Here is a 22,594-nt window from a genome sequence, read left to right as displayed (position 1 = left end):
AGATCACTCTCAAGCCGGCTGATCCTCGCCGCCTTCGAACAGCTGGATCGGAGCGCCAGGCATGATAGTCGAGATCGCATGCTTGTAGACCAGCTGCGAATGACCGTCGCGCCGAAGCAGCAAACAGAAATTGTCGAACCAGGTCACGATGCCCTGGAGCTTCACTCCGTTGACCAGAAAGATCGTCAGTGGCGTCTTGGTTTTGCGAACGTGATTGAGGAAGGTGTCCTGTAGGTTTTGTGCGCGGTCTGCCGCCATTGTTTTTTTCTCGCTTTGAGTTTCTTTTTATTGCGCCGGTCGCGGCCCTCTTTGTGAGGTTCGGGGCCTCTCCCGGTTGCCGTTCCGTCATGAGATCCCCCTCGGACGGAACAGCTGTGCGATTAGAGGACAGGTGGGCCTATTAGGCAAGCCGCTTCGCGTGGCAGCCCCCGGCTGATTGTCCCGAAAAAATACGGAAATCGATGATTTTTGCGGTTTATCCCTCAGCTGCCGCCGCCATGTCGCGGCGCTAGATTCTTGTTTTCACGTCTCTTTCCGCATGCGAGCCGGCGGCCGCTTCGCGCGAAGAGGCGCTAGCCGACACCGAGCGCCTTCAACTTTCGATGCAGCGCCGACCGTTCCATGCCAACGAACTCGGCCGTGCGAGAAATATTTCCTGAGAAACGGCTGATCTGTGCAATCAAATAGTCGCGCTCGAACACTTCGCGCGCCTCACGTAGCGGCAGGCCCATGATGTGCTCGCCATTGTTGCTGGTCGGCATCGCCGGCACCATGGAGCCGACGTCCTGTGGCAACATGTCCGCCGTGATGATGACCTCCGGCCCGCCTGCCGCGAGAATCATCACCCTCTCGACGTTGTTGCGGAGCTGGCGGACATTGCCTGGCCAGACATGCGATTGCAGCACGGCCATCGCGTCCTGCCCGATCTGCCGCTTGGGCAGGCCGCTGCCGGCCGAGATCTGCTCCATGAAATAGTCGATCAGTTCCGGGATGTCCTCGCGCCGTTCCGAGAGCGCGGGCACGCGGATCGGCACCACCGAGAGCCGGTGATAGAGGTCCTCGCGGAAACGGCCGGCCGCGATCTCCTCTTCGAGGTTGCGCGCGGTCGAGGAGATGATGCGCACGTCGACCTGCACCTTGGCGGTGCCGCCGACGCGCTGGAACGACTGCTCCACCAGCACGCGCAGGATCTTGTTCTGGGTCTCGCGCGGCATGTCCGCGATCTCGTCGATGAACAGCGTGCCGCCATGGGCTTCCTCAAGCGCGCCTGGCTTGCGCGGCTGCTCGCCGTTGGACTGCTCGATGCCGAACAGCTCGTGCTCCATGCGCTCGGGCGTGATCGCGGCGGCGTTGATGACGACGAAGGGACCGTCGGCACGGCCCGAGGCCGTGTGCAGCGTGCGTGCGGTCAATTCCTTGCCGGCGCCGGCGGGGCCGACGATCAGGATGCGGCTGTTGGCCTTGGCGGCGCGCTCGATGGTCTGGCGCAGCTGGTTCATGCTGGGCGACCGGCCGACGAGTTGGCTCGCGCTCGGCGCGAGCTGCTTCAGCTCCTTGACCTCGCGCTTCAGCCGCGAGTTCTCCAGCGCCCGGGTCGCGACCAGGATCAAGCGGTCGGCCTTGAACGGCTTCTCGATGAAGTCGTAGGCGCCGCGCTTGATCGCGGCGACTGCGGTCTCGATGTTGCCGTGGCCGGAGATCATCACGACCGGCAGGTCGGCGTTGTCTTTCTTGACCTGCTCCAGCAGCTGCAAGCCGTCGAGCTTGGAGCCTTGCAGCCAGATGTCGAGGAACACCAGGTGCGGCCTGCGGTTGGCGATCTCGGCAAGTGCCGTATCGCTGTCGCGTGCGGTTCGGGTCACGAAGCCCTCGTCCTCGAGAATGCCCGCAACGAGATCGCGAATATCGGCCTCATCATCGACAATCAGAATTTCACTTGCCATGGATCGCGCCTGTCATGTCAGCTGCCTGTTGAGGCTTCGATTTTCGTTGATTCATTGGTCTTTTCAGCGGGCTCTTTGGTTTCGGCCGCCGGCTCTTTTGTTTCCGGCGCCGCCTCTTTGGCCGGCCCCGTCACGGTGTCCTTGGTGATGTCCTTAGTGATGTTCTTGGCCGCCGACGCCTGCTCGGCTCCCTCGGTTTTGGCGGGTTGCCCGGAGATGGCAAAGCGCATCCGCATCCAGGCACCGCGCTGGCCCTCGCGGAAGTCGGAGGCATCCTTCAGCTCGATGCGGCCGCCATGGTCTTCCAGCACGCGGCCGACGATCGCAAGGCCAAGGCCGGTGCCCTTGGCCCGGGTCGTGACGTAGGGTTCGAGCAGCCGCGAGCGCGCGACCTTGGGCAGGCCGATGCCGTTGTCGATGACGTCGATCAACACGTCATCGCCCTCGCGGGAGACGACGACGTCGATCCGGCCTTTGCCGAGCTCTTCCGGCGGGACCTGCTCGATCGCCTCGGTGGCGTTCTTGACGATGTTGGTGACCGCCTGGGAGATCAGCCGGCGATCGAACTGGGCCCGGAGCGGATCCTGCTTGAACTCGGCCTCGATGTCGATCTCGGGATGGGCGACCTTCATCAGGAACACGGCCTGCCGCACGGTGTCGGCGACGTCCTCGCCCTCCATCACCGGCTTCGGCATCCGGGCAAAGCGCGAGAACTCGTCGACCATGCGGCGGATGTCGTCGACCTGGCGCACGATGGTGTCGGTGCACTGGTCGAAGATCTGCTTGTCCTTGGCCTCGGTGATGTCCTTGCCGAACTTGCGGCGGATGCGTTCGGCCGAGAGCTGGATCGGCGTCAGCGGGTTCTTGATCTCGTGCGCGATACGGCGCGCCACGTCGCCCCAGGCCGAGGTGCGCTGCGCCGAGACCAGTTCGGTGATGTCGTCGAGCGTGATGATGTAGCTGTCGTGCGGCTGATTCTTCTCGGCGCTGACCCGGACCGACAGATTGCGTTCCTGGCCGTCGCGCGTGATCGTGATCTGGCCCTGCACCAGGCGCTGGGTCCCTTCCCGCGCCGCCTTCATCATCTCGTCGAGCTCGGGCAGCACGTCGGAGAGCGGATGGCCGAGCGTCTCGGATTCGGCGTGCCCGATCAGCTTCTCGGCCGAGCGGTTCAGAATGCCGACGCTGCCGGAGGCGTCGACCCCGATGATGCCGGCGCTCGCCGAGGACAGCACGGCCTCGATGAAGCGGCGGCGACTGTCGATGAGGTCGCTGGCGTTGACGAGCTCGTCACGCTGGCTGCGCAATTCCTGCGTCATCTTGTTGAAGGTCTCGCCAAGCTGGGCCAGATCGCCTTCGGACTGGTGCACCGGCACCTGGACATGGAGATCGCCGGTCGAGACCGTGTGGGCCGCGTTCATCAGCCGCCGGATCGGCGAGACCAGCGAGTTGGCAAAGTTGAGGCCGATCAGCACCGACGCCATCAGGATGGTCAGCGCGATCACGGCGAACATCAGCGCGAAGGCGACCTGGATACCGAGCCGGCGCGACTCGATCTGGGCATATTCGGCGACGCTGACCTCGGTCTGCTTGAGCTGATTGACGACGTTGGGATCAAGCGGGCGGGCGACATAGAGGAAGGTGTCGTTGAACGCGCGCAACCGGATCACCGCGGCGACGAAGCTCGCATCGGGGAGCACCGCGATCTCGGGCTCGTTCTCGTTGACGTTGCTGAGGAAGTCTGGCGCCGGCGGCGAATAAGCCAGCCGCATGCCGGTGTCGGCGGATTCCAGGATGTTGGTGTTCTTGTCGATGATCATCGCGCCCGGCAGATTGCGCGAGCCGGCGCTGGCGGTCAGCATCTCGCGGAACGTGCGACGATCCTGGTCGTAGAGCGGCCGGGCATGCGCGATGTCGTTGGCCATGCCGAGAATGTCGCCGCGGATCAGCTGGGCATGGTCCTGCATGTAGGCCCGCGCGATCGTCAGCGAGTTCTGGATCACCTGCTTGGTCGGCCCGGAGAACAGCCGGTCGAGGCCACGCTCGATGGTGACATTGGCGACGATGGCGACCAGCACGGCCGGCAGCACCGCCACGATCGAGAACAGGCTGACGATCTGGACATGGAGGCGCGCCGCCGCCCGGCCCCGCCGCCGCGCCAGGATCAGCTGCCAGAGCTCGCGGACGATGATGCCGACCAGCAGCAGGATGGTGGCCGCGTTGATCAGATAGATCGAGCGGACCACCTCGGGCGTCGGCTCGATCCGGGTGAGGCCGGTCAGGACCAGGAAGGTCAGGAAGGCCGACAGCAGCGCCAGCGCCACGGCAAACGGAGCCAGCCAGCGTCGCGCCGACCAACGCCGGGGCTCTTCCGCTGGGGCCGTGTCAAAGTGTGCGGCCGAGGTCTCTGCGCTGGTCATTCCGGCAATGGCGATGCTGAAAAGGGGTCCGCGGGCGCGCGGATACTGATGTATTCGTACCACATTGTTGCCGAATTGCGACAATTCCGCGGCGCTTGCTCAGCGACCGACCCCCGCCATCCACAACCACATGACGCCTCGAGGGGAACGGATTCCGGCCATCGCGGCTTGACCCGGCATGGATAGGTATTTTCTCGCGACGATGGTGTCGGCTGTTCTGCTGCTGATCGTGGCCGCCGACCTCCTGGTCAACGGCCTAGGTTTCCAGCAGCCGCTGCTGAATGTCGCCAGCGTCACGCCGGCGTCGGCCCGGCTCGTCAGGTAGTGCGACGCTGCGCCATGCGGCCGGATGACCAATTGGAAACGGTCCGGCGGAACATTTCGGCCCCGTCCCGACTTCTGCTCACCGCGTCAGCCACAACGGCCAGCGCGATCCGGACAGGCTCAGCTCTGCCTTGGTAGGGGGAGCTGAGCCACCGTCGGTTCCGCGATGATTAGCCCCCGCTCCGATACACCTGGATATCCAGATCCCGGATCTTCTTCCGCAGCGTGTTGCGGTTGAGGCCGAGCAGGTCGGCGGCGCGGATCTGGTTGCCGCGGGTGGCCGCCAGCGCCGCCGTGAGCAGCGGCACCTCGATCTCCTTGAGGATGCGGTGATAGAGGCCGGGCGGCGGCACGCCGTTCGGAAAGCCCTGGAAGTGCGATGACAGATAGGCCTCCACGGCGCCGCCGAGATTGTCGACGCCCTGCTGGACCGCTGCGCCCGGGCTGACCGAGGGTGGCGCGAGTTCGCCGTCGATGACGGACGCCGTGATGACGTCCTGCGGATAAAGCGCGGCAAGACGCCGGGCGAGATTCTCCAGCTCGCGCACGTTGCCGGGCCAGCGGTGCTGCTTCAGCCGCTCCAGCGCCAGCGCGTCGAGCTTCTTCGGCGGCAGGCCGTCCTTCTCGGCCAGTGCAAAGAAGTGCCGCACCAGATCCGGCAGGTCCTCGATGCGCTCGCGCAGCGGCGGGAGCCGCAGTGGCACTACGTTGAGGCGGAAGAACAGATCTTCCCGGAACAGGCCCTGCTGGATCAGGACGCGCAGATCCTTGTTAGAGGCCGCGACGATGCGCACGTCGGTCTTGATCGGGGTGCGGCCGCCGACGGTGGTGTATTCGCCCTGCTGCAAGACGCGCAGCAATCGCGTCTGCGCCTCCATCGGCATGTCGCCGATCTCGTCCAGGAACAGCGTGCCGCCTTCGGCCTGCTCGAACCGGCCGGAGGCACGGGTGTTGGCGCCGGTGAAGGCGCCGCGCTCGTGGCCGAACAGCTCGGATTCGATGAGGTCGCGCGGGATCGCGGCCATGTTGACGGCGACGAACGGGCCGTTGCGGCGCTTGCCGTAATCGTGCAGCGCGCGCGCCACCAGCTCCTTGCCGGTGCCGGATTCGCCCGTGATCATCACGGTGAGGTCGGTCTGCATCAGGCGCGCGAGCACGCGGTAGATTTCCTGCATCGCCGGCGAGCGGCCGACCAGCGGGATCGCCTCCATCTCGGCGTCCTCGTCCGGCGTCGAGACGCGCTCCTTCGGCTCGGCCAGCGCGCGGCCGACGATCGCGATCAGCTCCTTGAGGTCGAAGGGTTTCGGCAGATATTCGTAGGCTCCGCGCTCGGAGGCGCGGATCGCCGTCATGAAGGTGTTCTGCGCGCTCATGACGATGACGGGCAGATTCGGCCGCATCTTCTTGATCCGCGGCAGCAGGTCGAAGGCGTTTTCGTCCGGCATCACCACGTCGGTGATGACGAGATCGCCCTCGCCCTGGCTGACCCAGCGCCACAGCGTTGCGGCATTGCCGGTGAGCCTGACCTCATAGCCGGCCCGGGACAGCGCCTGGTTGAGAACGGTGCGGATGGCGGTATCGTCATCGGCTACGAGAATGCTACCTGCGGGCATCGTTGATCCTCATTTCGCCCCCTGTGACACAGGCGACGACTTCCCGGCAGAGTCGGCGCGACTGCTTTGATCGGCATGTTTCGCCGATGTGGAATACATCGGCATCAGCACGCGGAAGGTGGTCCTGCGCGGCTGAGATTCGCATTCAATGATGCCCCCGTGATCGCCGACGATCTTGGCGACCAATGCAAGACCGAGGCCCGAGCCGGTCTGCTTGGTGGTCACGAAGGGGTCGAACAGATTGGGCAGAAGATCGTCCGGCACGCCCGGTCCGTTGTCTTTCACGCAGAATTCGAGCGGCAACGATACCCGGGATTTTTGACCGGGGACTGACAGGCGCACGCCGGGGCGGAACGCGGTGGTGAGCTGGATCTCGGCGTCGGGCACGTCGATCAGCGCCTCGGCGGCGTTCTTCACGAGATTGAGGAACACCTGGATCAGCTGGTCCTGGTTCGCCAGCACCGGCGGCAGCGAGGGATCGTAATCCTCGATGAAGCGGATGTTGCGGGCAAAGCCCGACTGCGCCAGCCGCTTCACGTGGTCGAGCACCGAATGGATATTGACCGGCCCGCGCACCACGGGACGCTCGTCGCCGAACACCTCCATGCGGTCGACCAGCGTCACGATGCGGTCGGCCTCGTCGCAGATCAGGCGCGTCAACATGCGGTCCTCGGACGAGGCCTGCTGCTCCAGGAGCTGCGCCGCGCCGCGGATGCCGGACAGCGGGTTCTTGATCTCGTGCGCCAGCATCGCAGCCAGCGCGATCACCGAGCGCGCCGCGCTGCGATGGGTGAGCTGGCGGTCCATCTTGTCGGCGATGGAGCGCTCCTGCAGCATCACCACGATATGGCCGGGCCGCTCGGTGAGCGGGGCGACGTGCAGGTCGACCTGGCGGTCGCCGCCCATGCGCGGCGTGCCGAGATCGACCTTGTATTCGTTCACCGGCGAGTTCGACGCGCGCACCTGGTCGATCAGTGCCAGCAAGGGGCTGCCGAACGGCACCAGCTCCTTCAGCGACTGCCGCTTCAGGAACTGCGTCGAGATCTCGAAGAAGGCTTCGGTGGCGATGTTGGCGGCCACGATCTTGCCGTCGGGCCCGATCATCAGCACGGGATTGGGAAGCGCATCCAGGATCGCGTCACTGTCGGCGGGTTGGCGATGTTCGGCGGCTGTGCTCATGCAGCAGCGCTCCATGCGAAGTCGTCGAACGCATCCTGCAGCGACTGGTGAACGAGGCGCGGATCTTCCGAGGTGAGGATCGTCTGCCGCCACCCTTTCAGCTTCTCGACGGACGCGCCGCTCGCCGCGGCCGCCACATCGAGTGCCCAGCCGAGATGCTTGCGGGCATGTCTCAGTCCGACGCGAAGGCCATAGAGCTTGCAGACGCCCTCATAGAGCGTGCGGACGTAATGCAGCTGGGTTTCGAGCGCGGGCACAGCTTCCTCGGCCCCGCCCTTCAGGCGGCGGCCGATCTGGCCGGGCAGCCAGGGCTGGCCCTGCGCGCCGCGGCCGATCATCACGGCGTCGGCGCCGGAGGCCTCGAGCGCCGCGCGCGCCCGCTCGTAGGAGGTGATGTCGCCGTTGACGACGAGCGGAATGGCGATGGCCTCGCGCACGGCGCGGATCGCTTCCCAATCGGCCTCGCCCTTGTAGAACTGGCTGCGGGTGCGGCCGTGGACCGTGACGAGCTTGACGCCGGCGGCCTCCGCGCGCCGCGCCAGCTCCGGCGCGTTGCGGCTGCGGTCGTCCCAGCCGAGCCGCATCTTCAGCGTCACCGGCACCTTCACCGCCGCGATGGTGGCATCGATCAGGCTGACGGCATGGTCGAGGTCGCGCATCAGGGCCGAGCCCGACTGGCCGCCGGTGACGTGACGGGCCGGACAGCCCATGTTGATGTCGATGATGTCGGCGCCTTCGGCCTCGGCGATCCGGGCGCCCTCGGCCATCCAATGGGCCTCGCAGCCGGCGAGCTGGACCACGTGCGGACCAATTCCGGTGGCTTCGCAACGCAACCGGGACATCCAATGGCCGTTGGCGAGCTCGTCGCTGGCGGTCATTTCGGACACGACGAGACCGGCCCCAAGCTCCGCGGCCAGCCGGCGGACGGGCGAGTCGGTTACCCCCGACATCGGTGCCAGGAAGACCGGGATGGCGACATCAATATCGCCTATTTTCAACGGCTTAGAGCCGGATATTGCCGAACCGGTCACAGGGGTCTCGTGGACTGGGCAGCGCCTCATCGCGCCTGCCATGACCTATCTTGCGCACAATTCTTGTGCAGTCAAGCGCCATGCCTACAGTTTAGACAATTCTGCAGATCTTTCAAGTGCAGTGCAGCAAAATGCCGTTGCGAACAATCCGGGGAAACCCCCTTTTTTTGCGGGCCTGCCGTGCTAGAGGCATGCGGCAATCACCCCGCTCCCCGACTCCCCATCACCAACTGAGTATTTGAGTCCTATGGCGAAATCACAACGCACCGCGGTCGTCCTCGTCGCAGCCGGGCGTGGACTGCGTGCGGGCGCCGGCGGGCCGAAGCAATATCGCGAGATCGGCGGCGTCCCCGTGATCTATCGCGCCATGGAAGCCTTCAGCCGCCACGCCGACGTGTTTGCGGTGCAGCCGGTGGTGAACCCCGATGACAGCGCCATGTTCACGGCTGCGGTCGCGGGGCTCGAGCACGAGCCGCCGGCCCATGGCGGCGCGACGCGGCAGGCCTCGGTGCTTGCAGGCCTCGAAGCGCTCGCACAGCACAAGCCCGACATCGTGCTGATTCACGACGCCGCGCGCCCCTTCGTCTCGGAAGGACTGATCTCGCGCGCGATCGAGGCGGCGGGCCGGACCGGCGCCGCGATTCCCGTCGTCCCTGTCACCGATACGATCAAGGTCACCGGCGCGAGCGGCAATGTCGAGGGTACGCCGGACCGCGCCTCCTTGCGGATCGCGCAGACGCCGCAATCCTTTCGTTTCGACGTCATCCTCGAAGCGCATCGTCGCGCGGCGAAGGACGGCCGTAGCGATTTCACCGACGATGCCGCGATTGCCGAATGGGCGGGATTGACGGTTGCAACCTTTGAAGGCGATGTTGCAAACATGAAGCTCACCACACCCGAGGATTTCGTGCGCGAGGAAGCCCGCCTGGCGGCCCAGCTCGGCGATATCAGGACCGGCACCGGCTACGACGTGCACGCCTTCGGCGAAGGCGACCACGTCATGCTCTGCGGCGTGCGCGTGCCGCACACCAAGGGTTTTCTCGCTCATTCCGACGGCGATGTCGGCCTCCATGCGCTGGTCGATGCCATCCTCGGCGCGCTCGCCGACGGCGACATCGGCTCGCACTTCCCGCCGAGCGATGCGAAGTGGAAGGGCGCCTCCTCCGACCAGTTCCTGAAATACGCCATCGAGCGCGTCACGGCGCGCGGCGGGCGCATCGCCAATCTCGAGGTCACCATGATCTGCGAGCGGCCGAAGATCGGCCCCTTGCGCGACACCATGCGCGCGAGCATCGCCGAGATTTCCGGCGTCGACATCTCGCGCGTCGCGGTGAAGGCGACGACCAGCGAGCGGCTGGGCTTCACCGGCCGCGAGGAAGGCATCGCCGCCACCGCGAGCGCCACCATTCGTCTGCCCTGGAGCGTCTAGGCCATGGGCGGCAGCGACGCACGCGCCCTCTCCCGCTCGCTGCTCGATCTGTGCCGGATGCGCAAGCTGACGGTCGCGACCGCCGAATCCTGCACCGGCGGCCTCGTCGCCGCCGCGCTGACCGACATCCCCGGCTCGTCCGACGTGATCGATCGCGGCTTCGTCACCTATTCCAACGACGCCAAGCGCGCGATGCTCGGCGTCGAAGCCGGCACGCTCGCCACTTTCGGCGCGGTCAGCAAGGAGACCGCAACCGCGATGGCGATCGGCGCGCTGGAGCGCGCCGATGTCGACCTCGCCGTCGCCATCACCGGTATCGCCGGCCCGGGCGGCGCCACGCCCGGCAAGCCGGTCGGCCTCGTGCACTTCGCCGCCGCCGCGCGCGATGGCCGCATCATCCACCGCGAGCACCGCTTCGGCGCGATCGGTCGCAGCACGGTGCGCGGCCGCTCCGTGGTCGAGGCATTGCGCATGCTGATGGAGCTGGCACGCGGACCACAGGCCCAGGCCAAGCCGAAACGCGCTGCCGCGGTAACCCGCCTGCGCCCCCGCGTGACGCGCTCCCCGCGCCGGCATGCGGCCAAGCGGCGTCCGCCGCGCCCGCCAAGAGGCTGATCACCTTACGCCGCCGCAAGCAGCGCGCTTGCATGGTCGAGCACGCACTGCTTGACCGCATCAGCCTCCGACGGTTTCGCCTTGGCGCTAACCGTCAATTCCAGGATGGGTGCCGCGGGATTGCCGACATCGAGGACCTTCGTGACGGAGACGGTCGGTTGCGCCTGAGCGTCGATGCGGGAATCGTTGCGCAGCTCCGTCAGGATGCGATCCGCGAGCGTGTTGGCCGCACCGGCCGGGACCGGAAACGCCACCTTGACCTCGCCCGTGCCGGGATAGGCGCTGTGGTTGATGATGGCCGCGCCCCACACCTGGCCGTTCGGCAACAGGATCTGGGTATTGTCGGCGGCGACGAGCTCGGTCATGAACAGCGACAACGACTGCACCTTGCCCGCCTTGCCGGCGACCTCGACATCGTCGCCGATGTGAAACGGCCGAAACAACAGCAGCATCACGCCGGCGGCGAGATTGGAGAGCGTGCCCTGTAACGCCAGGCCAATGGCCAGCGACGTCGCGCCCAGCACCGCAACGAGGCTGGCCGTCTGGATGCCGAACAGCTGCAGCACGGCGATGCCGACCACGGCCAGCACGCCATAGCGCACAAGGCTGCCGACGAACAGCGTCACCAGCGGGTCGACGCGGTGCGTGACGCTCAGCAGGCGCGTGACGAAGCGCTGCATGGCGCCCGACAGATACCAGCCGATCGCAAGCAACAGCACCGCGTAGATCGCGTTCAGGCCATAGAGGACGAGCGAGGCTTTCAGCGTATCGAAATTGATGGTCATGACGGCTCCAACCCGGACAATCCGTTGCAAACTCGCAGCGGCGCGAAATGATCCGAAGGGAACACCGGTCCCGTCGGGCCACAATTCCTTGTGTTGCCTGTCGGGCAAAACACGCCAGCCGTAGGGCAAGACGCCGTCGCAAAAATATTCGCCTTTACAGAATTTCGGCTTTATCGCATTCTCCGGCCACCTCATCCCTTGTCAGAGGGGCGTATCGCGATCGTCACGAAACGCGGGGTGAGCTGCGGTGGACGCTCGTCACACCGGCGCGAAAGGTTCGCAGGGCGGGCAACCGTGAGCGATAACCGGCGCGCATACGACCGGTGTGAGTTGCGTACGGCAAAACCGTGTGGTCCTGGCGCCCGCAAGCTGGCGCCAAGTCTTGCAGTGATGTGGCGGTCCAACCGGACACGCGCATCAGCCATCTGCACGGCGACGGGGGCAAAAGTGCAACGCTCCCCGGGGAGAGCTCGGCATAAGCCGTCAAACCACTGCGCAGGGAAGGCCGTGTGTTGGGCTTCACCTGTATACCGCTGTGCAGCTTCTTGTTACGCAGAATTCGCACAGTGGACCGCGGGTGCCAAGCCGGCATCCGGTCTTCCCTGCGCCCTTTGACTTCAAAGGGCGACGACGATGCAAAACTCGGACAGGAACTGTCGCGAGGCTGCCGCGTTACGTCCAGTTTTCATAAAGCGTGCAAATCGCCGCAGTATGGCGCGGCCAAACGTCATCGCTCGTGTCCGAGCTTGCACCGGAAAAGATTAGCGCGATAATGCCGTCCTACATTGTGATCCGGAATCAACCGGACCTACCTCATGGAGGGCGACGAATTGTTCGCTCGCGCCGCGGCTTTTGCCGCCGTGACCGTCATCTTGGCCGCCATTGATGGCGCGGCCGCGCAAACGACCAATCAGCCACCGGACACGATGGCGGCGCGGGTAGAGGCCTGCACGCCCTGTCATGGCAATCAAGGCGAAGGCACGAGCGACGTCTATTTCCCGCGGCTTGCCGGCAAGCCGGCCGGCTATCTCTACAACCAGCTCCTTGCCTTCAAGAATGGCCGGCGAAAATACCCGCCGATGAACTATCTGCTGGAATTCCTCCCCGACCCGTACCTGCAGCAAATGGCCGACTATTTCGCGGATCAGCATCCGCCTCTGCCGCCCGTGGCGACGAGCGATGCAAGCAAGGAAGTGCTGCAGCACGGCCAGTCGTTGGTGTCGCGGGGCGATCCGCAGCGGCAGATCCCGGCGTGCGGAAGCTGCCATGGTCCGGCTCTGACCGGAATGGAGCCCGGAATCCCCGGCCTGCTCGGCCTGCGCCCGAACTACATCAGCGCGCAGTTGGGCGCCTGGCGTTACGGCACGCGCACCGCGAAAGCGCCGGACTGCATGCAGCAGGTTGCTGCCCGGCTGACCGAGGACGACGTGACGGCAGTCGCGGCGTGGCTCGCGAGCCGCCCGGCACCCGTGACCGTCGCGCCGGCCCCGAAGGGCACATACGTGCTGCCGTTCGCCTGCGGCAGCCAACCGGATTGAGGAGACGGAATTGCGATCGCGTTCACCCATCCTTGCGCTATGGCTGCTGCTCTTCGCCTCTTCCGCCGACGCGCAACCGAAGGCCAACCCTGACGGCAACAGCCTTGTTGCGCGCGGTGAATATTTGGCGCGCGCCGGCGACTGCATCGCCTGTCACACGGCCCCCGAGGGACGCATCTTCGCCGGCGGACGCGCCATGCCGACGCCGTTCGGCACCCTCTATTCCTCGAACATCACGCCGGATCGAGACACCGGAATCGGCAAATGGACTGCCGAGGACTTCTACAAGGCGATGCACTACGGCCGCTTTCCGGATGGCGGATTGATGTATCCGGCCATGCCGTTCGCGTCCTACACCAAGGTGACGCGAGCCGATACCGAGGCGATCTTCGCCTATCTGAAGTCAATCCCGCCCGTGAACCAGCGCAATCGCGAGCACGACCTGCGCTTCCCCTATTCGAACCGCCAGCTGATCCTTGGCTGGCGCACGCTGTACTTCTCAGAGGGCGAGTTCAAACCCGACCCGACCAAATCGGCGGAATGGAATCGCGGCGCCTATCTGGTCGAGGGCCTCGGCCATTGCGGCATGTGCCATTCCCCGATCAACGCGCTCGGCGGCACCTCGCAATCGGACGCCTTCAAGGGCGGCCTGATCCCGATGCAGAACTGGTACGCGCCCTCGCTGACGTCAAACCGCGAGGCGGGGCTCGGCGACTGGAGCATCAAGGACATCACCGACCTCCTGCAGACCGGCGTCTCCATGCGCGGCGTGGTCTACGGCCCGATGGCCGAGGTCGTGCACAACAGCCTGCAATATCTCAGCGACGAGGACACGCGCGCTATGGCCGTGTACCTCAAGGGCATCGCGGAGCCCTCGCCTCCGCCGCCGGCAAGAACGACGCTGCCGACCACCGAGAGCAGCCTGCTGATCAGCCTCGGCAAGACCGTCTACGACAAGCACTGCGCCAGCTGTCACGGCACACAAGGCGAAGGCAAGCCGCCACACTGGCCGCCGCTCGCCAACAACCAGTCGATCGAGATGCAGTCGGCGGTCAATCCGATCCGCATGGTGCTCAATGGCGGCTATCCGCCGGGCACCAAGGGCAATCCGATGCCCTATGGCATGCCGCCCTTCGCCGGCCTGCTCTCCGACAACGAGGTCGCCGCCGTCGTCTCCTACATCCGCACCGCCTGGGGCAATCGCGGCACGCCGGTCTCGGCGCGCGAGGCCAACGAGCTGCGCTCCGCACCGCTGAACTGAGACATCACATGATCAATTCCGATCCGCCGACCAGCTCTGCCGCCGCCGCCGACCAGGCCGTCGAGGAGGTCGTCGCGCGAGGACCCTCCGGCGCGCTTCTGCTCGCCGGCATCGCCACGGCCTGCGTGGTCGCGATGTGGTTCGCCTTCTATCTGTTCGTGTTCCTGCCGCGCGGACCGCTGCAATGAGCGCACAAGACACCCACGGCAGCGCCAGCGCCGAGGTCGCGGCCCGCGTCGAGCGGCGCTGGGCCACCATTGCCGTGATCATCATCGTGATGATGGCCCTGCTGGCGGCCTTCGCCGGCATCCATCGCGCCACCATGCCGCAGCCGCGCGTCGAGATCACCGATCCCTCGCGCCTGCATCTGTCCGGCGAGTTCGTCGAGAGCAATCTGGGCAGCGTGCTCGAGGCCAACGGCAACGTGACCGTACGCGCAATCGGTCAGCAATACTCCTTCACGCCGGCCTGCATCCTGGTGCCTGCTGACACGCCGATCACGCTGCGCGCCACCAGCGCCGACGTCGTGCACGGCATCCTGATCCAGGGCACCAACGTCAATACCATGCTGGTGCCGGGCTACATTTCAGAGCAGCTCATGCGCTTCACCAGGACGGGCGACTATCTGATGCCCTGCCAGGAGTTCTGCTCCTTCGGCCACGAGGGCATGTGGGGCAAGGTCAAGGTGATCGACAAGGCCGACTTTGCGAACCGCGCGAAGGGCGGCGGGAGGCTGAGCTGTGTTGGTCAATAGGAAGCTCATTCTCGCCCATTTCTGGTTGGCCTTTGCCCTGTTCGGCATCGCGCTCACGCTCGGCGCCTGGCAGATGTTCATCCGCAGCCCGATCGGCACCTGGCTGTCCAATCCCGAGCTTTATTATCGCTCGCTGACCGCGCATGGCACGGTGATGGGCTATGTGTTCCCGACGCTGGTCGCGATGGGTTTTGGCTATGCCATCAGCGAATCCGCGCTTGGGCAGCGCCTGGTCGGCGTGCGCTGGGCCTGGGGCGGCTTCTGGCTGATAGTCGCCGGCAGCATCATGGCAGTGATCCCGATCGCGCTCGGCCGCGCCTCGGTGCTCTACACGTTCTATCCGCCGCTGATCGGCAACGTCTTCTACTATCTCGGCGTGGTCCTGGTCGTGGTCGGCTCGTGGATCTGGGTCGCGCTGATGTCGATCAATTTGCGCGTCTGGCGCAGGGCCCATCCCGGCGCGCCGGTGCCGCTCGCCATGTTCGCCAATGTCGCGGGCTCCTATTTGTGGGCCTGGACCGCCGTCGGCGCTGCACTCGAGCTGCTGCTCCAGATCATTCCGGTCGCGGCCGGCCTGAAGAACACCATCGACGCCGGCCTCGCCCGCATCTTTTTCTCCTGGACGCTGCATGCCATCGTCTATTTCTGGCTGATGCCAACCTACATCGCCTATTACACCATCGTGCCGCGCGCGATCGGCGGCCGCGTCTATTCCGACAGCATGGCGCGGATCTCGTTCATCCTATTCCTGGTGGTGGCGATGCCGATCGGCATGCACCACACTTTCGCCGATCCGCAAGTCGGTGCCGGCTTCAAGTTCATCCATTCGGCCTTCACCGCGCTCGTGGCGTTGCCGACGCTGCTGACCGTGTTCACGATCTGCGCCTCGGTCGAGATCGCGGCGCGCCTGCGTGGCGGCCGTGGCCTGTTCGGCTGGATCAGGGCCCTGCCCTGGGACAATCCGATGATGCTGGCGCTGGCATTCTCGTTCGTCATGCTCGGCTTCGGCGGCGCCGGCGGCCTCATCAACATGAGCTACCAGCTCGATGCGTCGATCCACAACACGCAGTGGATCACCGGCCATTTCCACCTGATCTTCGGCGGCGCCATCGTGATCATGTATTTTGCGATCGCCTACGATCTATGGCCGCATCTGACCGGGCGCGAGCTGATCGATCTCCGCCTGATCCGCACCCAGCTCTGGCTCTGGTTCATCGGCATGATCGTCACCACCTTCCCGTGGCACTGGGTCGGCATTTTGGGCATGCCGCGCCGCATGGCCTATTTCGATTTCGGCGACCCGGCCATCGCGCCGCAGGCGTTGTCCGTCACTCTCTCGGCGATCGGCGGCTTCATCCTGCTGGCCTCGGGGATCATGTTCATCGTCATCCTCGCGCGCGCCATGCGTGCGCCTGAGGCCGACGCCGGCCCGTATCGCTTTGCGCTCGCTGTGCATGAGCCGAAGACGGTGCCTGTCGCGCTCAACACGCACGCACTGTGGGTGGCGCTGATGATTGCGCTGACCCTCACCAATTACGGCTATCCGATTCTGAATCTGGCACTGAGTTCGGGGACCTCGGTGCCGGCCGTCTATGTCGGAGCGCAGTGATGAGCACGCGCGACCTCTTCACCGTCCGTAACAGTCATTTCAGGATCGGCGTCGGCCTCACCGCCGTGATCCTGATCGTCACCGCGATTGCGGGATTCCTGGTGCTGCCCTTTGCGCAGCCCTGGGTGCAGTTCGCCAATGCCTGGGACGCGATCTGCAGCGCTGCCGGCGTCCTGCAGCGTGCGCCTGATGTCACGGCGCCCGAGCAGACCAGGCGCCTGTCGGAGGTCGTGCTCACCTCGAACACGCTGGCGCGCCCGAGCCAGGAGGCGATCGGCCGCGGCGCGACGCTGGCGCAGCGCTGCGCGATCTGCCACGGCCCGACCGGCGTCAGCCGCGCAGACTCGCCGAATCTCGCCGGACAATATGCCGCCGTGATCTACAAGCAGCTGCTCGACTTCCGATCGGGCGCGCGCAGCAATGCCGTGATGACGCCGTTCGCGGTCAACCTGACCGATCAAGAAATTGCTGATCTCTCGAACTATTACGCCTATCTGCCGCGGCTGCCGGCCTACCACCCGACGCCGCAACTGCCGAAGCCCAACATCGTGATCTACGGCGCGCCGATGCGCGGCATCGCGCCCTGCGGCTCTTGCCATGGCAGCCTCGACAACAAGACCGGCAGCCCGTGGCTCGAAGGACAATCGGAAGCTTATATGAAGGCGCAGCTCCAGGCCTTCGCGTCCGGCGACCGCCGTAACGACATCAGCCAGCAGATGCGTAACATCGCCCGCGCCATGACGCCGCAAGAGATCGAGCAGGCCGCAGCGTATTACGCCTCGCAGCCGCCGGATGTGGTGAAGGCAGTGGATTGAGCACGGTCTCGTGCCCCGGACGCAGCGCCGCGCTCCTTCAGCGATGCGCCGCAGAGCCGGGGCCCATGTCTCCAAAGGTGCGTAGGCGGCGGCATGGGTCCCGGCACTGCGGAGCAGCGCTACGCGCTGCACCGCGTCCGGGACACGAGACCTACAAGCACCCTACGTCGACGCCAGCTTCGGCCGGCCGTAGATCGCGTCGGCCCGCTTCTCGAACGCGGTGGAGAAGCGCGCGAAGGCGGCATCGAACATCGAGCCCATCAGCAACGCCAGCATGCGACTCCTGAATTCGTAGGACAGGAAGAAGCCGACGTCGCAGACGCCCTCACCTTTGGGCTCGAACGTCCAGCGGTTCTCCAGATTGCTGAAGGGGCCTTGCAGATATTCGACGAGAATCTTCAGATTGGCGCGATCGAGCGTCACCCGGCTGGTGAAGGATTCCCTGACCAGCTTGAACGACACCGTCATGTCGGCGACCAGCACCTCGGTGCCGTCGGGCTTGGCCATCCGCTGGCGCACCTTCAGCGCGCTGCAGAGCGGCACGAATTCCGGGTAGCGCTCGACGTCGGCGACCAGGTCGAACATCTCGGATGCGCTGTGATTGACACGGCGCTTGCTCGAAAACTTGGGCATGGCGATTCAGCGGGCGTGCGCTGCCCGCGCGGCCTTCAGTCTCGCAAAATCCTCGCCGGCATGATGCGACGAGCGGGTGAGCGGGCTCGCGGACACCATCAGGAAGCCCTTGGTGTAGGCCACCTTCTCGTAGGAGGCGAACTCGTCCGGCGGCACGTAGCGCATCACCGCATGGTGCTTGCGGGTCGGCTGCAGGTACTGGCCGATGGTCAGGAAATCGACGTCGGCGGAACGCAGATCGTCCATCACCTGCTGCACCTCGTGGCGCTCCTCGCCGAGGCCGACCATGATGCCGGACTTGGTGAAGATGGTGGGATCGAGCTCCTTGACCCGCTGCAGCAGCCGGATCGAGTGGAAATAGCGCGCGCCCGGCCGCACCGTGAGATAGCGCGAGGGCACGGTCTCGAGATTGTGGTTGAAGACGTCGGGCTTGGCGGCGACGACGATTTCGAGCGCCCCCTCCTTGCGCAGGAAGTCCGGCGTCAGGATCTCGATCGTGGTCGAGGGACACGCGGCGCGGATGGCGCGGATGGTCTGGGCAAAATGCTCGGCCCCGCCATCAGTGAGGTCATCGCGGTCGACCGAGGTAATGACGACGTGGGCAAGGCCCAGCTTGGCGGTCGCCTCGGCGACATTCTCGGGCTCGGCCGCATCCAGCGCATTCGGCAGGCCGGTCTTGACGTTGCAGAAGGCGCAGGCGCGGGTGCAGGTGTCACCCATGATCATGAAGGTCGCGTGCTTCTTGTCCCAGCACTCGCCGATGTTCGGGCAGCCCGCTTCCTCGCACACCGTGTGCAGGCCGTTCGACCGCACGATGTTGCGGGTGTCGGCATAGCCGCGGGTGTTGGGCGCGCGCACGCGGATCCAGTCCGGCTTCGGCGGCGAAGCGGAATCGGGCCGGTTCACCTTTTCGGGGTGGCGCGGGCGCAGCGGGTTCGAGATGGTATCGACGATTACGACCATGGGGTGTCCGGTCTGTTCAGGTCCTACCTAGTCGGTCTGGCGGGGCATCGCAACCCGGCTCGCCCCGCTTCAGGGAACATGGCAGATATGGGCAATATCCTGCTCTGTCCTCTGGCGATTCTCATCTCGAATGGCTCCAAGATCGAACGCATCCCCGCGGCTCGGCAAGCCGCTGAAGCGTGCCTTTTTCGGCCGCAGCGTCCACGAGGTCGCGCCAGACCTGATCGGCGCGACGATGCTGGTCGACGGAATCGGCGGGATCATCGTCGAGGTCGAGGCCTATCATCATACCGACCCGGCGGCGCATTCCTACAACGGGCCGACGCCGCGGAACCAGGTGATGTTCGGCCCGCCCGGTTATGCCTACGTCTATCGCTCCTACGGCATCCACTGGTGCGTGAACTTCGTGTGCGAGGAAGAAGGCTCGGCCAGCGCCGTGCTGATCCGTGCGATCGAGCCGACGCATGGTATCGCCAAGATGCGCCGCCGCCGTCATCTCCAGGAGCTGCATGCGCTGTGCTCGGGTCCGGGCAAGCTGACCGAGGCGCTCGGGATCACCATCGCGCACAATGCCCTGCCGCTGGACCGGCCGCCGATCGCACTGCATGCGCGGACCGAGGATGTCGAGGTCGCAACCGGCATCCGGATCGGCATCACCAAGGCGGTCGAGCTGCCCTGGCGCTATGGCATCAGGGGCTCGAAATTCTTGAGCAAGCCGTTTCCGAAGTGACGGTCATTCCGGGGCGGCTCGAAGGCCGAACCCGGAATGACGGCGCTGCTACGACGCCTGCTTCAGCCGCTCCAGCGCCTCGAGCAGCTTGGCCTTGCGGGCCAGCGCGGCCTCGCGCTTTTCGCGCTCCTCCTCGACGACCTCCTCGGCCGCGTTGGCGACGAATTTCTCGTTCGCCAGCTTGGATTCGGCGCGCTTGATGTCGGCGTCGGCCTTGGCCATCTCCTTGTCGAGACGCGCGCGCTCGGCAGCGACGTCGATCACGCCCTTCAGCGGCAGCGCAGCCACCTCGCCGCGCACGAGCAGCTGGACGGCGCCGTCGGGTGCGCGGTCGGCGAAGGAGATGTCCGACAGCCGCGCCATGCGCTTGATCACGTCGGTCCAGCGCGGCGCGCGCTCCCTCGTCTCGGCCGAGGCGCCCGCCAGCACCAAAGCCGTCAGCGTCGCCGGCGGAATGTTCATCTCGGCGCGCACCGAACGGATCTGCGTGATGAGGTCGATCACCCAGCCGATCTCGGCCTCGGCCGCAGGGTCGGTGAAGTCGGCATGATCGAAGATCGGCAGCACCCAGGCCGGCGAGACCAGCGGATCAATCGTCGCCGTCGTCGCAGCGAGCATCGCAATCTGCTCGGGCGTCGACTCGGTCCGCTGCAGCGGCCATGGCGCCAGCGCGAGCAGGCCGTCGCGCTTGGCCGTCACCTCCCAAAGCTCCTCGGTGATGAACGGCATGAAGGGGTGCAGCAGCTTCAGGATCTCGTCGCGCGCCCAGGCGACCATGGCGCGGGTCTCGTCCTTGGCCGGACTGTCAGGCCCGAGCAGCACGGGCTTGGCGAGCTCGACATACCAGTCGCAATAGACGTTCCAGACGAAGCGGTAGATGCTGCCGGCCGCATCGTTGAAGCGATAGGCTTCGATCGCCTCGGTCACCTCGCGCGTGGTGTGCGCGCTCTCATGCGCGATCCAGCGGTTCAGCGTCTCCTTCGCCTTCGCCGGCTCGAAGCCTTCAGGCACGGCGCACTGGTTCATCTCGGCGAAGCGGCAGGCGTTCCAGAGCTTGGTCGCGAAATTGCGGTAGCCTTCGACGCGGCTGGTGGCGAGCTTGATGTCGCGCCCCTGCGCCGCCATCGCGGCCAGCGTGAAGCGCAGCGCGTCCGCGCCGTATTCGTCGATCAGGTTGAGCGGATCGATGACGTTGCCCTTCGACTTCGACATCTTGGCGCCCTTCTCGTCGCGGACGAGGGCGTGGATGTAGATGGTCGAGAACGGCACTTCCTTCATGAAGTGCAGGCCCATCATCATCATGCGGGCGACCCAGAAGAAGATGATGTCGAAGCCGGTCACCAGCGCATTGGTCGGGTAGTAGCGCTGCACCTCCGGCGTGTCATCCGGCCAGCCCAGCGTCGAGAACGGCCACAGCGCCGAGGAGAACCAGGTGTCGAGCACGTCCTCGTCGCGCGTGATGAAGCCTTCGCGCTTGTTGCGGTCGAGCGCCATTTCGCGGCCCTGCTCGGCCGTGATGACCTCCTGCTCGACGTAGTAGCCGAGGGCGTGGCTGATCGCCTCCTCCTCGGTCTCGGCGACGAACACCTTGCCGTCGGGCCCGTACCAGGCCGGGATCTGGTGGCCCCACCAGAGCTGGCGCGAGATGCACCAGGGCTGGATGTTCTCCATCCAGTCGAAATAGGTTTTCTCCCAGTTTTTCGGCACGAACGTCGTCTCGCCCGAACGCACCGCCGCGATCGCAGGCCTCGCCAGCGTCTTGGCGTCGACATACCATTGGTCGGTCAGGTACGGCTCGATCACGGTGCCGGACCGATCGCCATGCGGCACCATGTGGGTGTGCGGCTCGATCCGCTCGACGAAGCCGAAGCTCTCCAGCCGCTCGACGATGCGCTTGCGCGCGGCGAAGCGGTCGACCTTGTGAAACTCCTCGGCGAACTGCCCGGCGCCTTCAGGCAGGTCGCGCAGATAGTCCTCGTTGTCGACGAGATCGAGACAACCCTCCCTGTCGATCACGCTGATGCGGGCGAGGCCGTGGCGATTGCCGACCTCGAAGTCGTTGAAGTCGTGCGCCGGCGTGATCTTGACCGCGCCCGAGCCCTTCTCCGGATCGGAATAATCGTCGGCGACGATTTTGATCTTGCGGCCGACCAGCGGCAGGATCACGTTGTGGCCGACCAGCTTCTGATAGCGCTCATCCTCGGGATGCACGGCGACGCCGGTGTCGCCGAGCATGGTCTCGGGACGCGTGGTGGCGACGACGATGAAGCTCGAGGGATCCTCGGGGCTGAACGTCCTGCCCTCGATCGGATAGCGCAGATACCAGAGGTGACCCTTGACCTCGGTCTGCTGCACCTCGAGATCCGAGATCGCGGTGAGCAGCTTGGTGTCCCAGTTCACCAGCCGCTTGTCCTTGTAGATCAGCCCTTCGCGATGCAGCTCGACGAACACCTTGACGACGGCCTTCGACAGGCCCTCGTCCATGGTGAAGCGTTCGCGCGACCAGTCGCAGGACGCGCCGAGGCGCTTGAGCTGGTTGATGATGGTGTCGCCGCTCTCGGCCTTCCACTGCCAGACCCGCTCGAGAAATTTGGCGCGGCCCATCTCGCGGCGGCCGGGCTGCTGACGCTCCATCAACTGGCGCTCGACCACCATCTGGGTGGCGATGCCGGCATGGTCGGTGCCGGGCTGCCACAGCACGTCGCGGCCGCGCATGCGCTCGAACCGGCACAGGATGTCCTGCAGCGTGTTGTTGAGGGCGTGGCCCATGTGCAGCGAGCCCGTCACGTTCGGCGGCGGGATCACGATGGTGAAGGGCACGGCGTCGCGGCGGTCGGGACGACCCGCCTTGAAGGCAAGGCTGTCCTCCCACACCACGGACATGCGGGCTTCGATATCGGCGGGCTGGTAATTTTTCTCGATCATGGGGCTGCTAGAAAGCCGCGTGCGCGG

21 protein-coding genes are annotated in these 22,594 nt (G+C 65.6%); 11 read left to right on the top strand and 10 right to left on the bottom strand.

All coding sequences use genetic code 11. The features are described 5' to 3' along the window. Nucleotides 1-9: 9 nt before the first annotated feature. The 3 genes from hfq to DCM79_RS10045 all read right to left on the bottom strand — a co-directional run bounded on the left by hfq (nt 10) and on the right by DCM79_RS10045 (nt 4,363). Entirely contained in the window at nt 10-258 is a 249-nt protein-coding gene (gene hfq / locus DCM79_RS10055) for an RNA chaperone Hfq (protein ID WP_007591126.1), read from the bottom strand. A gap of 314 nt (nt 259-572) precedes the next feature. After that, nucleotides 573-1,943, bottom strand: a complete 1,371-nt coding sequence (locus DCM79_RS10050) for a sigma-54 dependent transcriptional regulator (protein WP_028136496.1) — start codon at nt 1,941-1,943, stop codon at nt 573-575. A gap of 17 nt (nt 1,944-1,960) precedes the next feature. Next, nucleotides 1,961-4,363 (bottom strand): PAS domain-containing sensor histidine kinase, encoded by a 2,403-nt coding sequence (locus DCM79_RS10045; RefSeq protein ID WP_257179692.1) that lies wholly within the window; start codon nt 4,361-4,363, stop codon nt 1,961-1,963. Between the two features lie 178 nt (nt 4,364-4,541). Between DCM79_RS10045 and DCM79_RS10040 the strand changes: the two genes are divergently transcribed. After that, nucleotides 4,542-4,688, top strand: coding sequence for a hypothetical protein (locus tag DCM79_RS10040; RefSeq protein ID WP_257179691.1), 147 nt, complete (start codon nt 4,542-4,544; stop codon nt 4,686-4,688). Between the two features lie 169 nt (nt 4,689-4,857). On the opposite strand, the gene ntrC is transcribed toward DCM79_RS10040, so the two are convergent. Genes ntrC through dusB form a run of 3 tightly spaced genes read right to left on the bottom strand, consistent with a single transcriptional unit; the run spans nt 4,858 to nt 8,429 of the window. Continuing rightward, nucleotides 4,858-6,300, bottom strand: a complete 1,443-nt coding sequence (gene ntrC / locus DCM79_RS10035) for a nitrogen regulation protein NR(I) (protein ID WP_128921811.1) — start codon at nt 6,298-6,300, stop codon at nt 4,858-4,860. A gap of 9 nt (nt 6,301-6,309) precedes the next feature. Further along, nucleotides 6,310-7,479 (bottom strand): nitrogen regulation protein NR(II), encoded by a 1,170-nt coding sequence (locus DCM79_RS10030; RefSeq protein WP_257179690.1) that lies wholly within the window; start codon nt 7,477-7,479, stop codon nt 6,310-6,312. Beyond that, nucleotides 7,476-8,429: a tRNA dihydrouridine synthase DusB gene (dusB, locus tag DCM79_RS10025; protein WP_257179689.1), complete on the bottom strand. Its 954-nt coding sequence runs from the start codon at nt 8,427-8,429 to the stop codon at nt 7,476-7,478. Before dusB ends, DCM79_RS10030 begins: the two co-directional genes overlap by 4 nt. Nucleotides 8,430-8,448: 19 nt before the next feature. Here dusB and DCM79_RS10020 point away from each other — a divergent pair, with 19 nt between their 5' ends. Genes DCM79_RS10020 through DCM79_RS10010 form a run of 3 tightly spaced genes read left to right on the top strand, consistent with a single transcriptional unit; the run spans nt 8,449 to nt 10,554 of the window. Then, complete coding sequence (locus DCM79_RS10020) at nt 8,449-8,697, top strand: hypothetical protein (protein WP_257179688.1); 249 nt, start codon at nt 8,449-8,451, stop codon at nt 8,695-8,697. Between the two features lie 60 nt (nt 8,698-8,757). Next, nucleotides 8,758-9,939: a bifunctional 2-C-methyl-D-erythritol 4-phosphate cytidylyltransferase/2-C-methyl-D-erythritol 2,4-cyclodiphosphate synthase gene (locus DCM79_RS10015; protein WP_257179687.1), complete on the top strand. Its 1,182-nt coding sequence runs from the start codon at nt 8,758-8,760 to the stop codon at nt 9,937-9,939. Between the two features lie 3 nt (nt 9,940-9,942). After that, on the top strand, nt 9,943-10,554 hold the full coding sequence (locus tag DCM79_RS10010; RefSeq protein ID WP_257179686.1) for a CinA family protein: 612 nt from the start codon (nt 9,943-9,945) through the stop codon (nt 10,552-10,554). Between the two features lie 5 nt (nt 10,555-10,559). Here the strand turns inward: DCM79_RS10010 and DCM79_RS10005 are convergent, their stop codons facing one another. Further along, nucleotides 10,560-11,339, bottom strand: a complete 780-nt coding sequence (locus DCM79_RS10005) for a mechanosensitive ion channel family protein (protein WP_257179684.1) — start codon at nt 11,337-11,339, stop codon at nt 10,560-10,562. Between the two features lie 830 nt (nt 11,340-12,169). On the opposite strand from DCM79_RS10005, the gene DCM79_RS10000 reads away from it, so the two are divergent. From DCM79_RS10000 to DCM79_RS09975, 6 genes are read left to right on the top strand one after another with little or no spacing between them, the layout of a single operon-like run. Next, the gene (locus DCM79_RS10000) at nt 12,170-12,877 is read left to right on the top strand and encodes a c-type cytochrome (RefSeq protein ID WP_257180726.1); all 708 of its coding nucleotides are present in this window, start codon (nt 12,170-12,172) and stop codon (nt 12,875-12,877) included. A 10-nt stretch (nt 12,878-12,887) separates the two neighbouring features. After that, a complete protein-coding gene (locus tag DCM79_RS09995) occupies nt 12,888-14,138 on the top strand; it encodes a cytochrome c (protein WP_373568071.1) in 1,251 nt (416 codons plus the stop codon). Between the two features lie 8 nt (nt 14,139-14,146). Next, nucleotides 14,147-14,326 (top strand): hypothetical protein, encoded by a 180-nt coding sequence (locus DCM79_RS09990; protein WP_257179683.1) that lies wholly within the window; start codon nt 14,147-14,149, stop codon nt 14,324-14,326. Then, nucleotides 14,323-14,892: a cytochrome C oxidase subunit II gene (locus DCM79_RS09985; protein ID WP_257179682.1), complete on the top strand. Its 570-nt coding sequence runs from the start codon at nt 14,323-14,325 to the stop codon at nt 14,890-14,892. The genes DCM79_RS09990 and DCM79_RS09985 overlap by 4 nt, the downstream gene beginning before the upstream one ends. Further along, entirely contained in the window at nt 14,879-16,501 is a 1,623-nt protein-coding gene (locus DCM79_RS09980; RefSeq protein ID WP_257179681.1) for a b(o/a)3-type cytochrome-c oxidase subunit 1, read from the top strand. The genes DCM79_RS09985 and DCM79_RS09980 overlap by 14 nt, the downstream gene beginning before the upstream one ends. After that, nucleotides 16,501-17,316, top strand: a complete 816-nt coding sequence (locus tag DCM79_RS09975) for a cytochrome c (protein ID WP_257179680.1) — start codon at nt 16,501-16,503, stop codon at nt 17,314-17,316. Before DCM79_RS09980 ends, DCM79_RS09975 begins: the two co-directional genes overlap by 1 nt. Before the next feature lie 162 nt (nt 17,317-17,478). Here the strand turns inward: DCM79_RS09975 and DCM79_RS09970 are convergent, their stop codons facing one another. Continuing rightward, a complete protein-coding gene (locus DCM79_RS09970; protein WP_028136504.1) occupies nt 17,479-17,949 on the bottom strand; it encodes a type II toxin-antitoxin system RatA family toxin in 471 nt (156 codons plus the stop codon). Between the two features lie 6 nt (nt 17,950-17,955). Next, nucleotides 17,956-18,912 (bottom strand): lipoyl synthase, encoded by a 957-nt coding sequence (lipA, locus tag DCM79_RS09965; RefSeq protein ID WP_257179679.1) that lies wholly within the window; start codon nt 18,910-18,912, stop codon nt 17,956-17,958. Nucleotides 18,913-19,042: 130 nt separating this feature from the next. Here lipA and DCM79_RS09960 point away from each other — a divergent pair, with 130 nt between their 5' ends. Further along, nucleotides 19,043-19,642 (top strand): DNA-3-methyladenine glycosylase, encoded by a 600-nt coding sequence (locus DCM79_RS09960; RefSeq protein WP_257179678.1) that lies wholly within the window; start codon nt 19,043-19,045, stop codon nt 19,640-19,642. A gap of 48 nt (nt 19,643-19,690) precedes the next feature. Here DCM79_RS09960 and DCM79_RS09955 read toward each other — a convergent pair whose 3' ends face one another. After that, complete coding sequence (locus DCM79_RS09955) at nt 19,691-22,567, bottom strand: valine--tRNA ligase (RefSeq protein WP_257179677.1); 2,877 nt, start codon at nt 22,565-22,567, stop codon at nt 19,691-19,693. Nucleotides 22,568-22,594: the final 27 nt, after the last annotated feature.

It is taken from the genome of Bradyrhizobium sp. WBOS07 (assembly GCF_024585165.1).
Lineage (GTDB): Bacteria > Pseudomonadota > Alphaproteobacteria > Rhizobiales > Xanthobacteraceae > Bradyrhizobium > Bradyrhizobium japonicum_B.
This window is presented reverse-complemented; position numbering and strand designations above follow the sequence as displayed.

Excerpts from the sequence above, each read along its gene's own strand:
- hfq (WP_007591126.1), bottom strand. The coding sequence starts at position 258 with ATGGCGGCAGACCGCGCACAAAACCTACAGGACACCTTCCTCAATCAC.
- DCM79_RS10050 (WP_028136496.1), bottom strand. The coding sequence starts at position 1,943 with ATGGCAAGTGAAATTCTGATTGTCGATGATGAGGCCGATATTCGCGAT.
- DCM79_RS10045 (WP_257179692.1), bottom strand. The coding sequence starts at position 4,363 with ATGACCAGCGCAGAGACCTCGGCCGCACACTTTGACACGGCCCCAGCG.
- DCM79_RS10040 (WP_257179691.1), top strand. The coding sequence starts at position 4,542 with ATGGATAGGTATTTTCTCGCGACGATGGTGTCGGCTGTTCTGCTGCTG.
- ntrC (WP_128921811.1), bottom strand. The coding sequence starts at position 6,300 with ATGCCCGCAGGTAGCATTCTCGTAGCCGATGACGATACCGCCATCCGC.
- DCM79_RS10030 (WP_257179690.1), bottom strand. The coding sequence starts at position 7,479 with ATGAGCACAGCCGCCGAACATCGCCAACCCGCCGACAGTGACGCGATC.
- dusB (WP_257179689.1), bottom strand. The coding sequence starts at position 8,429 with ATGTCGGGGGTAACCGACTCGCCCGTCCGCCGGCTGGCCGCGGAGCTT.
- DCM79_RS10020 (WP_257179688.1), top strand. The coding sequence starts at position 8,449 with ATGGCGACATCAATATCGCCTATTTTCAACGGCTTAGAGCCGGATATT.
- DCM79_RS10015 (WP_257179687.1), top strand. The coding sequence starts at position 8,758 with ATGGCGAAATCACAACGCACCGCGGTCGTCCTCGTCGCAGCCGGGCGT.
- DCM79_RS10010 (WP_257179686.1), top strand. The coding sequence starts at position 9,943 with ATGGGCGGCAGCGACGCACGCGCCCTCTCCCGCTCGCTGCTCGATCTG.
- DCM79_RS10005 (WP_257179684.1), bottom strand. The coding sequence starts at position 11,339 with ATGACCATCAATTTCGATACGCTGAAAGCCTCGCTCGTCCTCTATGGC.
- DCM79_RS09990 (WP_257179683.1), top strand. The coding sequence starts at position 14,147 with ATGATCAATTCCGATCCGCCGACCAGCTCTGCCGCCGCCGCCGACCAG.
- DCM79_RS09985 (WP_257179682.1), top strand. The coding sequence starts at position 14,323 with ATGAGCGCACAAGACACCCACGGCAGCGCCAGCGCCGAGGTCGCGGCC.
- DCM79_RS09975 (WP_257179680.1), top strand. The coding sequence starts at position 16,501 with ATGAGCACGCGCGACCTCTTCACCGTCCGTAACAGTCATTTCAGGATC.
- DCM79_RS09970 (WP_028136504.1), bottom strand. The coding sequence starts at position 17,949 with ATGCCCAAGTTTTCGAGCAAGCGCCGTGTCAATCACAGCGCATCCGAG.
- lipA (WP_257179679.1), bottom strand. The coding sequence starts at position 18,912 with ATGGTCGTAATCGTCGATACCATCTCGAACCCGCTGCGCCCGCGCCAC.
- DCM79_RS09960 (WP_257179678.1), top strand. The coding sequence starts at position 19,043 with ATGGCTCCAAGATCGAACGCATCCCCGCGGCTCGGCAAGCCGCTGAAG.
- DCM79_RS09955 (WP_257179677.1), bottom strand. The coding sequence starts at position 22,567 with ATGATCGAGAAAAATTACCAGCCCGCCGATATCGAAGCCCGCATGTCC.